Raw genomic sequence first — 13,810 nt, 5'->3', positions numbered from 1 at the left:
TCAGATCTCCGTACCGTAGTGCTGGGAGAAGCGGACGTCGCCCTCCACGATGTCGCGCATGTCCGACACTCCGTTGCGGAGCATGAGGATGCGCTCGATCCCGAGGCCGAAGGCGAAGCCCTGGTACTCCTCGGGGTCCACCCCGGCCGCGCGCAGCACGTTCGGGTGGACCATGCCGCAGCCGCCCATCTCGATCCAGCCGGTGCCGCCGCACACCCGGCAGTTCGGGTCCGCGTCGTGGTCGAGCCCCTCGCGGGCCCCGCAGCTGAAGCAGCGGAAGTCCATCTCGGCGCTGGGCTCGGTGAAGGGGAAGTGGTTGGGGCGCAGGCGCGTGATCGGCGCCCCGCCGAAGATGTGCGCGGCGAAGGCGTCCAGGGTGCCCACGAGGTTCGCCATGGTCAGGCCCTTGTCGATGGCGAGGCCCTCGACCTGGGTGAACATCGGCGAGTGCGTCGCGTCGATCTCGTCGGCGCGGTACACGGTGCCGGGGCAGGCGACGTACAGCGGGGCGCCGCGCTCGAGCATCGAGCGGATCTGCACCGGGGAGGTCTGCGTGCGCAGCAGCATCCCCGAGCCCTCGGGCGCCACGTACAGGGTGTCCTGCAGGGAGCGGGAGGGATGCTCGGGGTCGGCGTTGAGCGCGTCGAAGTTCAGCCATTGGGACTCGATCTCCGGGCCCTCGGCGATCTCCCAGCCGATCCCGACGAAGAAGTCGTTGATGCGGTCCTGGAGCACGGTCAGCGGGTGGGAGGCGCCGCGGGGTCGCAGGTCGGTGGGGAGGGTGACGTCGACGGTCTCCGCGGCGAGCGCTGCCTCCTCCTCGGCGGCGGCGAGCTCGCCCTGGCGTGCGGCCAGTGCCTTCTGGACCCGGCCCTTGCCCTGGCCCACGAGCTTCCCGGCGGCGGCCTTCTGGTCCTTGGGGAGGTCCTTGATGGCGCGGTTCGCGGAGGTCAGCACGCTCGCATCGCCCACGTGCTCGATGCGCACCTGCTTCAGCGCGGCGGTATCGGGGGCAGCGGCGATCGCAGCGAGCGCGGCATCGATCGCCGCGGTGATCGCCGCCTCGTCGATCGAGGGCGCCTCGGGCGCAGGGGATGTGTCGGACACGGGTATCGCTTTCGTCCTGAGAAGTCCTGAGTGGTCACGGGCGCCGCGCCGGAGCGACGTCCGGAGCGGGGGCACCGCGGACCATTCTAGGAGGGATCGGCGACGGACCTCCGCACGAGGCAATCCACGCCACATCGCTTAGCCTGGAGGGGACAACGTCTACCCTCGCCCCGAGGAGTCAGGAGGCCCCCATGTCCACGACGGTCCAGGGTGTCGTCGCCCGTGCCGCCAGGCAGCCCGCCGAGCTCGTCGACATCGTGATCCCCGATCCGGGTCCGCACGACGTCATCGTCGACATCGAGGCCACCGGTGTGTGCCACACCGACCTCGCGTACCGCGACGGCGACATCAACGATGACTTCCCCTTCCTGCTGGGTCACGAGTCCGCCGGTCGCGTCTCCGTGATCGGCGAGTCCGTCACCCATGTGGAGGTCGGCGACTACGTGGTGCTGAACTGGCGTGCCGTGTGCGGTGAGTGCCGCGCCTGCACGAAGGGCGTCCAGCAGTACTGCTTCGACACCCACAACGCCTCGAAGCCCATGACCCTCAGCGACGGCACCGAGCTGACCGCCGCGCTCGGCATCGGCTCCTTCGCGGAGAAGACCCTGGTCCACGAAGGCCAGTGCACGAAGGTCTCCGAGGAGGCCCCGGCCGAGGTCGCCGGGCTGCTGGGCTGCGGCGTCATGGCCGGCATCGGCGCCGCGATCAACACCGGCGCGGTGCAGCGCGGCGAATCCGTCGCTGTGATCGGCCTGGGCGGCGTGGGCTGCGCGGCGATCGCCGGCGCGAAGCTCGCCGGCGCGACCACCATCATCGGCCTCGACGTCGACGAGAAGAAGCTCGCCGCCGCTCAGGAGCTCGGGGCCACCCACACCCTCGCGACGAAGGGTCTTTCCCCGCAGGAGGTCGCCGAGAAGGTCCAGGAGCTCACCGGCGGTTTCGGAGCGGATCTGGTCGTCGACGCGGTCGGGATCCCCCAGACCTACGAGACGGCGTTCTACGCCCGTGACCTCGCCGGTCGCGTGGTGCTGGTGGGGGTCCCCCGCCCGGACGTCGAGCTCACGCTGCCGATGCTGGACATCTTCGGCCGGGGCGGCTCGCTGAAGTCCTCCTGGTACGGCGACTGCCTGCCCGAACGGGACTTCCCCTATCTCATCGACCTGTTCCTCCAGGGTCGCCTCCCGCTGGACCGGTTCGTCACCGGGCGCACCGATCTCGCCGGGGTCGACGGGGCGCTGGACGCCCTGCACGACGGGAACACCCTGCGCACCGTGGCGGAGGTCGGCCGATGACCGCGCGACTCGCCCACGCCGTCACGGCGGGCACCTTCAGCCTCGACGGCGAGACCCACGAGGTCGAGAACAACGTGTGGGTGCTCGGTGACGAGGAGCAGTGCGTCGTGTTCGACGCACCGCACGATGTGAAGACCGTGCTGGAGCTGGTGGGTGATCGGGAGTGCGTCGGCATCCTGCTCACCCATGCCCATGACGACCACGTGCGCATGGCCCCCGAGCTCTCCGAGAAGCTCGAGGCGCCCATCCTGCTCAACCCTGCGGACCGCGAGGTCTGGCAGCTCACCCACGGTGACCTGCCCTGGGACGACGATGTGCAGGACGGCGACATGTTCACGATCGCCGGCGTGGACCTCGAGGCGCTCCACACCCCGGGCCACTCCCCCGGGGCGACCTGCTACTACGTCGAGGATCTCGGCGCCGTGTTCAGCGGCGACACGCTGTTCCAGGGCGGTCCGGGGGCGACCGGTCGCTCGTTCTCCTCGCGGGAGACCATCGAGGAGTCGATCAGGGAGCGTCTGTTCGCGCTGCCGGACGACACCGTCGTGCATACCGGCCACGGCCCGGACACCACGATCGGGACCGAGAAGGCGGCAGCTCGCGGCGACTGGCTGTGAGCGGCCCGGGGTCGGGTCCCGAGGGATCCGACCCCGCGAGCTCGTCGCCTCGTCAGGTCGGCGGCGGCGACTCGTCCTCGCGCGGGGACGCCCCCTGCGCGGGCTCCTCGTCGGCCGCTCCCGAGACTGAGGGAGCGGCCGACGGCGCGCCGGCCCTGCCCTGCAGGCTGGCGAGGTAGGCGTTGTACGCCTCGAGCTCGGCACCGCCGTCGCGCTCGGCCTTGCGGTCGTACTGGCGGGCCCGGCGGTCGTCGGACTTCATCCACATCGCGGCGACGATGATCGCGTAGCCGACGGTGGGGACCTCGGAGATCGCCCACATGATCGTGCCGCCGCGCACCTGGATCAGCATCAGCTGCTCATCGGTGTACATCGCCAGCTGGTGGTACCAGTCCGGGGCGATCAGCCAGGTCGCCGAGACCATCGCGACGCCGAAGAAGGCGTGGAAGGCGAGCGTCACCAGCAGGGTGATCAGCTTCAGGATCGGGTTGATCGGCTTCGTCGAGGGGTCCACCCCGATCAGCACCCAGGCGAAGAGGTAGCCCGAGGCCAGGAAGTGCACCGTCATGAGCACGTGCCCGAGGTGGGAGTACATCGCGGCCTCGAAGAGGGGCGAGAAGTAGAAGATCACCAGGGAGCCGGCGAAGATCAGGCCCGCGAGCGGCGGGGAGGAGAGGATCTGCGCGTACCGGGAGTGCAGCGCGGCGAGCACCCATTCGCGGATCCCCCGGGACCCGTCGGTGCGCGGGGCGACGGCGCGGGAGAGCAGCGTGACCGGCCCGCCCAGCACCCACAGCGGCGGCGCGATCATCATCATCGCCATGTGCTGGACCATGTGGGCGTCGAAGCGGAACCGGCCCCAGGCCGCCGCTCCCCCGCTGAGCACCCAGGCGAAGGCCACGCAGCCGGCCAGGAAGGCGAGCGTGCGGATCCACGGCCAGGTGTCCCCACGTCGCACCAGGCGCACGACGCCCGTCACGTAGAGCGCGGCCATCGCCGCAGCCAGCAGGAGCGCGATCCAGTCGGGCTGGATCACCGTGAACATGGTTCCCGGGCCGAAGGCCTTCGCGGGCGGCAGGTAGCCGACCAGCGAGAGGGTCTTCAGATCGCCGACGGCGGGGACCACCTGCGGCACGGGCGGGGCGGACCTGCCCAGGGCGATCGAGGCGCCGATCACGGCGGCCATCACGATCCCCTCGGTCGCGGCCAGGTGCCGGAAGCGCAGCCGGTCCCCGAGCCGTCGACGCTGGGCGGCACCGATCCCGGCCAGGACCAGCAGCCCCACGGCCTTCACGAGCACGACGCGGCCGTACCCGGTGGTGAGCAGGTCGCTCCAGCCCGAGAGGCGGATGACGGCGCTCAGCACCCCGCTGACCGCGAGCGACGCCACGGCCGCCAGGGCCCAGGGCGAGAAGCGGCGCACGGTCGTGGCGAGCTGCGCGTCCTCCAGGCGTGGAGCGATCAGTGCGATCACCAGCAGGCCGCCGGCCCAGACCGACACGGCCACGAGGTGCAGCGCCATCGCGTTGACCGCGTTCGTGTGGTCCAGGCTCGCCCCGGCGTGGCCGGCCAGACCGAGGGCGCCCACCCCGATCCCGGCGAAGGCGAGCCCCCAGCAGGCCAGAGTGGTGGACCGCGCGAGCGCATAGGCCAGCGCCGAGATCGTCGCGGCGATCCCCACGGAGAGCTGGAGCTTGCCGAGATCGGTGCCGAGCGCGATGTCCCAGACATTCAGTCCGGAGCCCGATCCCGCGGCCTCCAGCCCTCCCAGCGGGATCTGGGCGATCGCGGCGACGGCCCACAGCAGAGCACCGACGGCGCCGAGGCGGACGGTGGCGCGTCGCGCAGGATCCAGCGTCGTGACCTCGCGCCGGGACGGGCCGGGCTGGAGGAGCACGGCGGTGCCGCCGGCTCCGATCGCGAGCAGCAGCCCCAGATGGTGCAGGGCTCGGACGACGGGCAGACCCCAGGTGACCAGCGGTGACGCGGGCACCAGGGTCGCCGGGGTGGCGGCGCCGGTGGCGAGCAGCCCGACCAGCGCGGAGGCGACGGTGAGAACCAGCAGCATCGGCACGACGGCCGCCCCGATGCGCAGGGCACGTGAGGTCATTCCCGGGCCTGCCTGCGGCGGAGCGTCTCGAACAGGCATACCGTCGCGGCGGTGTGGACGTTCAGGGATTCGGCGTGCCCGGCCAGGGGGATGCGCACCGCCAGGGGCGCCGCCTCGAGGGTGTGCTCGTCCAGTCCGTGCGCCTCGTTCCCGAGGATCCACGCGATCCGGGAGGGCAGCTCCGCCGTGAACAGCTCCGCCTCCGCGTAGCCGCTGGTCGCGGCGGCGGTGACCTGCGCGCCGTGCAGAGCCTCCAGCACGTCGTCGATCTCGGCGCCGGTGACGACCGGCAGATGGAAGAGGCTTCCCACGGAGGCACGCACGGCCTTCGGGGCATAGGGATCGGCGCAGGTGCGGGTGAGCACGACCAGGTCCGCTCCGGCGGCGTCGGCCGTACGGATCAGCGTGCCCACGTTGCCGGGGTCACGCACTTCGTGCAGGACGACCACCGTGACCGGCTGCTGCTGCGGCAGGGCGGCGATCGCCGCGACGGCGGCCGACGGGTCCTCCGCGGGCAGATGTCCGAGGGCCAGCACGCCTTGAGGGCTCGTCAGGGTGCCGCTGGCCGCGCCGTCCGGCTGCGCGCCGTCAGGGCTCGGCCCGGTGGCGTCCTCGCGCACCATGGCGCGGATGATCTGGTCCTCCACCTCGTGCACCGTGATCCCGGCCTCGCGGGCAAGGTCCGCCAGCTCGGGATGGGCGGCGTCGGCTCGGGCGGTGGTGAACACCTCGCGCGCGAGATCGGCGCGATGGGCGAGCAGCGAACGGATCGACTGCGGCCCCTCCACGCGGAACATCTGCTGCTTGCGACGAGCAGAGCGCCCGGCCAGTGCCGCCACCTTCCGCACCCGCTCGGAGCGGGGGGAGGTGATCGGGGACTGATCCGGGCGCTCGGTCATCGCGTCGTGTGGCGCGATGTCAGGCTGCCGGGGCGTTGACGTCCTCGGGGAGGGCGTTCTTGGCGATCTCGACGAGCGCGGCGAAGGCCGGGGCGTCGTTGACCGCGAGCTCGGCGAGCATGCGGCGATCGACCTCGACGCCGGCCAGGCCGAGGCCCTGGATGAGGCGGTTGTAGGTCAGGCCGTTGGCGCGGGATGCCGCGTTGATGCGCTGGATCCAGAGCTGACGGAAGGAACCCTGGCGCTTCTTGCGGTCGCGGAAGTTGTAGGTCTGCGAGTGCAGGACCTGCTCCTTCGCCTTGCGGTACAGACGCGAGCGCTGGCCGCGGTAGCCGCTGGCCTGCTCAAGGATTTCCCGACGCTTCTTATGGGCGTTTACCGCCCGCTTCACGCGTGCCACGTGATACTCCTTCGATCGTAAATTCAGGGGCGCGGGAGCAGGGCTCCCACGTGGGCGATCAGCGGCCCAGCAGCTTCTTCATGCGCTTGACGTCGGCCTTGGCGACAGTGGTGTCGGTGCCGAGGCGGCGCTTGCGGGTGGAGGACTTGTGCTCCAGGAGGTGGCGAGCGTTCGCCTTCTCCCGCATGAGCTTGCCCGACCCGGTCACCCGGATGCGCTTCTTGGTCCCCGAATGGGTCTTGTTCTTCGGCATGGTGCCTGTTCTCCTTCGTACGTTCTCAGGACTCGGAGCCGGGCTCGGCGTCGGCCTCGGGCTGGGACGACTCGTCCCCGCCACGGGCAACAGCCTTCTCGGCGTCAGTCTTGCGCTTGCGGGCCTCGGCCATGGCCTGGGCCTTCTTCTTGTGCGGTCCGAAGACCATCACCATGTTGCGACCGTCCTGTCGCGGGTGCGACTCGACGAAGCCGTACTCGGCGACGTCCTCGGCCATACGACCGAGAAGCTTGACGCCCCTCTCGGGACGGGACTGCTCACGACCACGGAAGCGGATGATGACCTTGACCTTGTCGCCACCATCGAGGAACTTCTCCACGTTGCGACGCTTGGTCTCGTAGTCGTGCACGTCGATCTTCAGGCCCATACGGATTTCCTTCTGGACCGTATTCGCCTGGTTCTTCCGCGCCTCACGGGCCTTCAGGTTGGCTTCGTACTTGTACTTGCCGTAATCCATGAGACGCGCGACCGGCGGGTTCGCGCCGGGTGCGACCTCGACAAGATCGAGATCGGCTTCCGCGGCGAGACGCAGTGCGTCCTCGACACGGACCTCACCGACCTGCTCGCCGGCGGGCCCGACCAGAAGGACCTTCGGGACCCTGATCTGACCATTGATGCGCTGTTCGCTGATGTTGGCTCCTCACCTTGGTTCGAGTCGGACAAGACGAAAGGCCCCCGCTTCATGCGGAGGCCCCAAGGTGCGCGACGCCGGAGCGCCTGCCGGGCATTGCGGCCCGACGATCGGGCGTTGCCGCCCGACTGCGATACTGACCTGGCAACGGTTCGCGCCGAGCTCGAGAGCTGCGGGCTGTTTGCTACGAGGTGGGAAGGGACTCCACTTGAGGAACGATGTGACGAGGGTTTCGACCTGTTCCGATCCCCTATCCTAGCAGGAGCGCTCGCGCAGTCCAGGTGATGTGCGTCGCGTCCCTGACCAGTGATGAACGAGGAGTTCCGTGGAGAGCGACCGCAGCCCTGTCGGAGACCCTGAGCGCGAGGGCGACGCCCCTCCCGGCAGCACCCCTCCTGATCCGCGGCGCAGACGGGACATCATCATCTCACTGGTGGTCGTCGCGGTCCTGGTGCTGGTGGTCGCCATCGGCGGCAGCATCCTGGCCTATCGCGCACTGCGCCCCGAGCCCGGTGCAGCAGTGGGTGCGATCATCGAGGAGAGCACGATCCTGGAGACTGCAGGAGGGACGATCCACGACCCTCTCGCGGACGCCGCGGCGCGATGCGCTGCGGGCCCGGACCGCTCCGCCCGCACTCTCGACCCCCTGGTCGCCACCGACGACCTTGCCCCCTCCACGACGAAGGACAACACCCTGTGAACGACAACCAGACCCCCGCACCTGCCCCCGCGGACGAGAGCTCCGACGATGCGCTGCGCGACATCTCCGAGGTCGCCGCGGTCGAGATCATCACGTCGGCCTGCGTGCATCTCATGAGCGCCGCCGCCGTGAAGGTGGGGCTCGCGGAGGACGAGGCGACCGGGCAGTACCAGGACCTCGCCGAGGCGCGGAAGCTGATCACTGCCCTGGCCGGCCTGGTGACCGCCTCGGCTCCGGAGATCGGCAACGAGCATGCCCGGTCCCTGCGTGACGGCCTGCGCTCGCTGCAGCTGGCCTTCGCCGAGGCGCTGCCGTTCCCCGATGGCCCGGGCGAGGCCCCGGGCGAGGCCCCGGGCGAGAAGTACACCGGCCGCGTCTCCTGAGGACCGAGCGGCTCATGAGTGCCGTACGGCTCATCCGGGCCGCACGGCTCCCGCAGCTCGACCGGCTCCCGCAGCTCGTACGGTCAGGACCCCAGCACGAGACGCAGTGAGCTGATCCGCTCGGCGACGAGCGTCTCCGCGCCGAGACGGGCGGAGACCTCGTCGACCACCGCGCGCACCTGAGGCGCCGTGAGTCCGGGGCGCAGCTGCAGATGGAGGTCGACCTCGCTGCGCTGCCCTGCACGCGCCGAGAGGCCCTCGACCTGATCCGTCGCGTCCGCGACGGCGTCCAGGACGGCGGAGAGCTCCGGATCCAGATGCGGAGGGACCCATTCGCGTCCCTGGGCGAGCGCCCAGAGCACTGATCGCGGGAGCAGGATCGGCCCGCCCACGTCCGGCGAGGTCGCCGCGTCCACCAGCAGTGCGGTGCAGCCTTCCTGCACCGCGGCCTGTGCGGCCTGCGGGGCCACCACGGGGACCGGGCGGGCGTCGGACCGCCAGGCGCTCAGGGCATCGGCGGCGGTGAAGATCGGCAGCACCCGGATGCCGTCGGGCGCGGTGATCGACACCATCGCCATATCGGCGCCGTTGTCACCGGTCAGCCCGTGCGCGGTGGTGCCGGTCTCGGTGGCGACCGCCATGATCGGCACCAGCACGCGGCTCCGCGCCAAGGCCGCCACGAACGCCTGACGGTGAGGATCCTGACCGGCACGGTGGGCCGTCAGCGCACGGCCGAGCTCCTCCGGGATCGCCCCGGAATCCTCCGGGAAGGGGCTGACGGTGTAGTCGCGCCCTTCCCACGAGACACCCGCGGTGTCCGTGAGCGGTGACTTCTCGCGGAAGTGCGCGGGCAGCGCCTTCGCGACCGCCTCCGCACGGGTCTCGTGAGCGTCGGCGGGCCGCCGTTCCGAGGGGTCCGGGGTCTCTGGTGCCCCTGTCATCGGCGACCTGCGACGTCCAGCGCCTCACCCATCGTGAACGCCTGGGCGTAGAGGGCCTTGCCCACGATCGCGCCCTCGACCCCGGCGGGGACCAGCTCGCGCAGGGCACGCAGGTCCTCGAGCGAGGAGATGCCGCCGGAGGCGACGACGGCGGCGTCGGTACGGGAGCAGACGTCGCGCAGGAGGTCGACGTTGGGACCGCGCAGGGTGCCGTCCTTCGTGACGTCGGTGACGACGTAGCGCTGGCAGCCGGCTTCGTCGAGGCGCTCGAGGGTCTCCCACAGGTCGCCTCCCTCGCGGGTCCAGCCGCGGGCGGCGAGGGTCGTGCCGCGCACGTCGAGGCCGACGGCGATGCGGTCGCCGTGCTCGGCGAGGATCTCCGCGGTCCACTCGGGGTTCTCGAGGGCGGCCGTGCCGAGGTTGACACGGCGGCAGCCCGTGGCGAGCGCGGCGGCGAGGGAGTCGTCGTCACGGATGCCGCCGGAGAGCTCCACGTTCATGTCGACCGCGGCGACGACCTCGGCGAGCAGGGCGGCGTTGCTGCCGCGCCCGAAGGCCGCGTCGAGGTCCACCAGGTGCAGCCACTGCGCACCGCCCTCCTGGAAGGCGAGGGCGGCGTCCAGCGGGGCGCCGTAGGAGGTCTCGGAGCCGGCTTCACCCTGCACGAGACGGACTGCCTGGCCGGACTGCACATCGACGGCGGGCAGCAGCTCGAGGATCGGAGCGGTCATAGGGGTGCCTCCTGGAAGCGGGTTGTCTCGGGGTCGTCGCCCTGCAGGGGCTCGAGATCACTGGTGGGGACTGCAGAGAATGCACGGACTGCACGGGATGCAGGAAGTGCGGGGATTGCAAGGAGTACGGAGAATGCTCGGGAACCGAGGAACTCAGGGAGGGGCGAATGGGCGGGAACGGACGGAGCCGGCGACAGGTCGTGCCGGTCAGCCGGTCCGCAGCCGCCAGAACGAGATGCCGATGAAGACCAGGCCCAGCACGAGCAGTCCCAGGGTGGCCCACCATGGCTTCTTGGAGCGGTAGAAGGACCAGGCTCCGCCGAGCGTCATGCCGCCGGCGAAGAGCAGGATGAAGGCGTAGATCACGGTGACGCCTCCTGCTGGGCACCTGCTGCGGCGCCCTCAGCCCCGGGTCGGCGGCGCGGCAGCGTGCCGAGCCAGTTCGCCAGGAGCTTGGCCCCGGCGTCCCCGGACTTCTCGGGGTGGAACTGGGTCGCCGTGAGCGCGTCGTTCTCGACGGCCGCGACGAAGCGGTCCCCGTCGTGCTCGGCCCAGGTGACCTTCGGGGCGGCGAGCGAGCCGATCTGCTCCATGGTCCATTCGCGCGCGGCGTAGGAGTGCACGAAGTAGAAGCGCTCGGACTCGACGCCCCGGAACAGCTGGGTGCCGTCGGCGGCCTCCACGGTGTTCCACCCCATGTGGGGCACCACGGATGCCTGGAGGCCGGTGATCTCGCCCGGCCACTGCGCGAGCCCCGCGCTACGCTGGCCGTGCTCGGTACCGGCGTCGAACATGATCTGCAGGCCCACGCAGATGCCGAGGACGGGCAGGCCGCCGGCCAGCCGTCGTTCGATGATGCGGTCCCCGCCCACAGCGAGCACCTGCTCGATGGTGGCGGCGAAGGCGCCGACGCCGGGCACGACGAGACCGTCGGCCGCGAGCGCGAGATCGCGATCGGCGGTGAGCTCGACGGCGGCGCCGGCTGCCTCGAGGGCGCGCACCACGGAGCGGACATTGCCCGAGCCGTGATCCAGGACCACGACGCGCGGGGTGGCGGCGGCGTCGCCGGCACCCGGCTCGGCAGAGGGTTCGGCGATGCTCTCGGGGAGGGGATCGGCCTCGGTCACTTGCGCTTCCCCTTACCGGCGATCCAGGCCAGGGCCTCGGCCCGGGTGACCGTCGAGGGGTCGATGCCCTCTTCCAGCTCGTCCACTGCCGTCGTCCCGAGGAGCAGCTCCTCCACGACGTCGTCCACCGCGCCGAGCACGATCGCGGGCGAGATGTCCTCGCCGCGCTCCCCGCCCTTGTACCGGGTGGCGGTCATGCGGTCGCCCCGGCGCCAGAACAGCACGATGCCGTTGCGCTGCAGCGCGGTCGAGGCGATCGCCGCGAGATCATGGGCGGCGGTCTCCTCGAGCTCCCCCACGGCGATCGCGCCGGTGCGGGTCTCCAGGGTGCGGCTGCCGGTGGGGATGTCGATCCCGTCGGTGCGCGCCTCCCGGCCCAGCCGGATCGCGCCGGCGAGTGCCTGGCTGGTCGCGACGGAGGTGGCGACCACGGCGATCGTGGGTTCCTTCTCCTCGGCAGGGGTCTCGGACAGGACGTCCTCGACGGTCAGCGGGGTCTCATCGAGGGAGTCGAGGGAGAGACCCTCGGTGAGCCGGGCGAACTCGGCATCGATGTCGTCGGAGCCGTGGCCGGAGCCGTCGGACGGATCCTGATCCGGGTCACGCGGGTCGGCGGTGCTCACAGGGCTCCCTTCGTGGAGGGCACGTCCAGGACGCGCTCGTCGTAGGCGCAGGCCGCGCGCAGCGCGCGGGCGAGCGCCTTGAACTGGGCCTCGACGATGTGGTGCGGGTCGCGGCCCTCGATCAGGCGGATGTGCAGGCAGATCGCGGCGTGGTGGGCGATCGACTCGAACACGTGGCGGGTCAGCGACCCGGTGAAGTGGCCGCCGATGAGGTGCGTGGCCTGGGCCTCGCTCTCGCCGGAGTGCACGCAGTAAGGGCGGCCGGAGAGGTCCACGACGGCCTGGGCGAGGGACTCGTCCAGCGGGACCAGGGCGTCGCCGAAGCGGGCGATGCCCTTCTTGTCGCCGAGGGCCTCGCGCAGCGCCTGACCGAGCACGATCGAGGTGTCCTCGACGGTGTGGTGCGCATCGATGTGGGTGTCGCCGGTCGCGCGCACCGTGAGGTCGAAGCGGGCGTGGGTGCCCAGGGCCGTGAGCATGTGGTCGAAGAACGGCACGGAGGTCGACACCTCGACCTGGCCGGTGCCGTCGACGTCGAGGGTGACCTCGACGGAGGACTCGCGGGTGGAACGGGTGATGCTCGCCGTGCGCGACGGGCGCGCGCTGGTGGTGTCGGTCATCGGGGGTCGGCCTCCTCGAGGGCGGTGCGGAATGCGGTGTTGTTCTCGGGCGTGCCGATGGACACGCGCAGCCAGCCGGCGGGGCCGACGGCTCGGACGAGGACGCTGCGGTCGAGGAGCGCCTCGAACACCGCGTCGCGATCGGAGAAGGTGCGGAACAGGATGAAGTTCGCGTCGGACGGGGCCACGTCGTGGCCGCGGGCCACCAGGTGCTCGGCGAGGGCGTCGCGCTCGCTGCGCAGCAGGGCCACCTTGCCCAGCAGCTCCTCGCGGTGGGCGAGGGCGGCACGGGCGACGGCCTGGGTGACGGCCGACAGATGGTACGGAAGGCGCACGACGCGCACGGCGTCGACGATCGCCGGATGGGCGACCAGGTAGCCGAGCCGTGCTCCCGCCAGGGCGAAGGCCTTGGACATGGTGCGGGTGACCACGATGTTGGGGTGGCGGTCCAGGAGGGTGAGGGCGCTGGGCACCCCGTCGCGGCGGAACTCGCCATAGGCCTCGTCGACCACGAGCAGTCCCCGGCTCGGTGCCAGCGCCGCGGCGGCCGCCTCGACCACGTCGAGGGTGAGCGCCGTGCCGGTGGGGTTGTTCGGGCTGGTCAGCACCACGATGTTCGGTTCGTGTGCGGCGATCGCGGCGGTGACCGCCTCCGCGGTGAGCGCGAACTCGGGCTCCGGGCCCCGCTCCGCGGTGACCCACCGCGTGTAGGTGTCGCGGGCGTACTCGGGGTACATCGAGTAGTGCGGGGTGAAGCCGAGCGCGGTGCGTCCGGGGCCGCCGAACGCCAGCAGCAGCTGGTGCATGATCTCGTTCGAGCCGTTGGCCGCCCAGACCGCCTCGCGCGGCGGCGCGGCGATGCCGGACTCCGCCGCGAGGTACTCGCCGAGGTCGGTGCGCAGGTCCAGGGCCTCACGGTCCGGGTACCGGTTCAGGCCGACGGCGGCGTCCGCCGCGGCCCGGCCGATGGACGCCGCGAGCTCCGGGGAGGGCCCGTAGGGGTTCTCGTTGACGTTGAGCGCATGCTCGACCGCGAGCTGCGGGGCGCCGTATGGGGCGGCTCCCGCGATGCCGTCGCGCGGCTGCGGCAGCGCGTCGGTGGCCAGGGTCGGAGCAGAGTTCTCGGGCATGGGGCCCATCGTAGTTCGGCCGCGGCGCCGACGACCCGGCCGCCCACCGTGCAGACGGCCATCCAGAGCGGCCCGGTGCTCCCCGACAGGCACGTCGACCGTCGCGAGCAGGCAGGCCAGCAGGTCGGGAGCACGTCGACCGGAGGGGCGCGGCGACCGCCTCCAGGGAGGACGAGGTGGCGCCGTTCACAGAGACCCCTGCAGGGGCCGCCGGCTGAGAGGACG

The 13,810-nt window shown here is 71.4% G+C and carries 17 protein-coding genes; 4 read left to right on the top strand and 13 right to left on the bottom strand.

Features of this window, described 5'->3' with window-relative positions; translation table 11 throughout:
* Positions 1-1,107: a phenylalanine--tRNA ligase subunit alpha gene (gene pheS, locus INT49_RS12025; protein ID WP_193117978.1), complete on the bottom strand. Its 1,107-nt coding sequence runs from the start codon at positions 1,105-1,107 to the stop codon at positions 1-3.
* Between the two features lie 191 nt (positions 1,108-1,298).
* Between pheS and INT49_RS12020 the strand changes: the two genes are divergently transcribed.
* Entirely contained in the window at positions 1,299-2,399 is a 1,101-nt protein-coding gene (locus INT49_RS12020) for an S-(hydroxymethyl)mycothiol dehydrogenase (protein ID WP_193117977.1), read from the top strand.
* Positions 2,396-3,016 carry an MBL fold metallo-hydrolase gene (locus INT49_RS12015; protein WP_193117976.1) on the top strand — a complete coding sequence of 207 codons (621 nt, stop codon included), beginning with the start codon at positions 2,396-2,398 and terminating at the stop codon, positions 3,014-3,016. Before INT49_RS12020 ends, INT49_RS12015 begins: the two co-directional genes overlap by 4 nt.
* 52 nt (positions 3,017-3,068) lie before the next feature.
* Here INT49_RS12015 and INT49_RS12010 read toward each other — a convergent pair whose 3' ends face one another.
* From INT49_RS12010 to infC, 5 genes are read right to left on the bottom strand one after another with little or no spacing between them, the layout of a single operon-like run.
* Entirely contained in the window at positions 3,069-5,126 is a 2,058-nt protein-coding gene (locus tag INT49_RS12010) for a cytochrome c oxidase assembly protein (RefSeq protein ID WP_193117975.1), read from the bottom strand.
* Positions 5,123-6,025: a TrmH family RNA methyltransferase gene (locus tag INT49_RS12005; RefSeq protein ID WP_193117974.1), complete on the bottom strand. Its 903-nt coding sequence runs from the start codon at positions 6,023-6,025 to the stop codon at positions 5,123-5,125. The genes INT49_RS12010 and INT49_RS12005 overlap by 4 nt, the downstream gene beginning before the upstream one ends.
* A 19-nt stretch (positions 6,026-6,044) precedes the next feature.
* Positions 6,045-6,425, bottom strand: coding sequence for a 50S ribosomal protein L20 (gene rplT / locus INT49_RS12000; protein WP_193117973.1), 381 nt, complete (start codon positions 6,423-6,425; stop codon positions 6,045-6,047).
* A gap of 58 nt (positions 6,426-6,483) precedes the next feature.
* Positions 6,484-6,678 carry a 50S ribosomal protein L35 gene (gene rpmI, locus INT49_RS11995; protein ID WP_193117972.1) on the bottom strand — a complete coding sequence of 65 codons (195 nt, stop codon included), beginning with the start codon at positions 6,676-6,678 and terminating at the stop codon, positions 6,484-6,486.
* 25 nt (positions 6,679-6,703) lie between these two features.
* Positions 6,704-7,282, bottom strand: a complete 579-nt coding sequence (gene infC, locus INT49_RS11990) for a translation initiation factor IF-3 (RefSeq protein ID WP_226850415.1) — start codon at positions 7,280-7,282, stop codon at positions 6,704-6,706.
* Positions 7,283-7,655: 373 nt separating this feature from the next.
* Here infC and INT49_RS11985 point away from each other — a divergent pair, with 373 nt between their 5' ends.
* Together INT49_RS11985 and INT49_RS11980 are read left to right on the top strand one after the other, a co-directional pair.
* Entirely contained in the window at positions 7,656-8,030 is a 375-nt protein-coding gene (locus INT49_RS11985) for a hypothetical protein (RefSeq protein ID WP_193117971.1), read from the top strand.
* On the top strand, positions 8,027-8,413 hold the full coding sequence (locus INT49_RS11980; RefSeq protein WP_193117970.1) for a DUF1844 domain-containing protein: 387 nt from the start codon (positions 8,027-8,029) through the stop codon (positions 8,411-8,413). Before INT49_RS11985 ends, INT49_RS11980 begins: the two co-directional genes overlap by 4 nt.
* An 83-nt stretch (positions 8,414-8,496) precedes the next feature.
* On the opposite strand, the gene INT49_RS11975 is transcribed toward INT49_RS11980, so the two are convergent.
* From INT49_RS11975 to INT49_RS11945, 7 genes are all read right to left on the bottom strand, one after another.
* Positions 8,497-9,354 (bottom strand): SseB family protein, encoded by an 858-nt coding sequence (locus tag INT49_RS11975; RefSeq protein ID WP_193117969.1) that lies wholly within the window; start codon positions 9,352-9,354, stop codon positions 8,497-8,499.
* Positions 9,351-10,085, bottom strand: a complete 735-nt coding sequence (priA, locus tag INT49_RS11970; RefSeq protein ID WP_193117968.1) for a bifunctional 1-(5-phosphoribosyl)-5-((5-phosphoribosylamino)methylideneamino)imidazole-4-carboxamide isomerase/phosphoribosylanthranilate isomerase PriA — start codon at positions 10,083-10,085, stop codon at positions 9,351-9,353. The genes INT49_RS11975 and priA overlap by 4 nt, the downstream gene beginning before the upstream one ends.
* A gap of 207 nt (positions 10,086-10,292) precedes the next feature.
* Entirely contained in the window at positions 10,293-10,451 is a 159-nt protein-coding gene (locus INT49_RS11965) for a hypothetical protein (RefSeq protein WP_193117967.1), read from the bottom strand.
* Positions 10,448-11,182, bottom strand: coding sequence for an imidazole glycerol phosphate synthase subunit HisH (gene hisH, locus INT49_RS11960; RefSeq protein WP_193118004.1), 735 nt, complete (start codon positions 11,180-11,182; stop codon positions 10,448-10,450). The genes INT49_RS11965 and hisH overlap by 4 nt, the downstream gene beginning before the upstream one ends.
* A gap of 26 nt (positions 11,183-11,208) precedes the next feature.
* Positions 11,209-11,835, bottom strand: a complete 627-nt coding sequence (locus INT49_RS11955; RefSeq protein ID WP_193117966.1) for a hypothetical protein — start codon at positions 11,833-11,835, stop codon at positions 11,209-11,211.
* Positions 11,832-12,455, bottom strand: coding sequence for an imidazoleglycerol-phosphate dehydratase HisB (gene hisB / locus INT49_RS11950; RefSeq protein WP_193117965.1), 624 nt, complete (start codon positions 12,453-12,455; stop codon positions 11,832-11,834). The genes INT49_RS11955 and hisB overlap by 4 nt, the downstream gene beginning before the upstream one ends.
* Positions 12,452-13,594 carry a histidinol-phosphate transaminase gene (locus INT49_RS11945; RefSeq protein ID WP_404801950.1) on the bottom strand — a complete coding sequence of 381 codons (1,143 nt, stop codon included), beginning with the start codon at positions 13,592-13,594 and terminating at the stop codon, positions 12,452-12,454. The genes hisB and INT49_RS11945 overlap by 4 nt, the downstream gene beginning before the upstream one ends.
* Between the last annotated feature and the right edge of the window lie 216 nt (positions 13,595-13,810).

Source organism: Brachybacterium tyrofermentans, assembly GCF_014897585.1.
GTDB classification, from domain to species: domain Bacteria; phylum Actinomycetota; class Actinomycetes; order Actinomycetales; family Dermabacteraceae; genus Brachybacterium; species Brachybacterium tyrofermentans.
The sequence above is the reverse complement of the archived record's forward strand: the minus strand, read 5'-3'. Positions and strand labels throughout refer to the sequence as shown.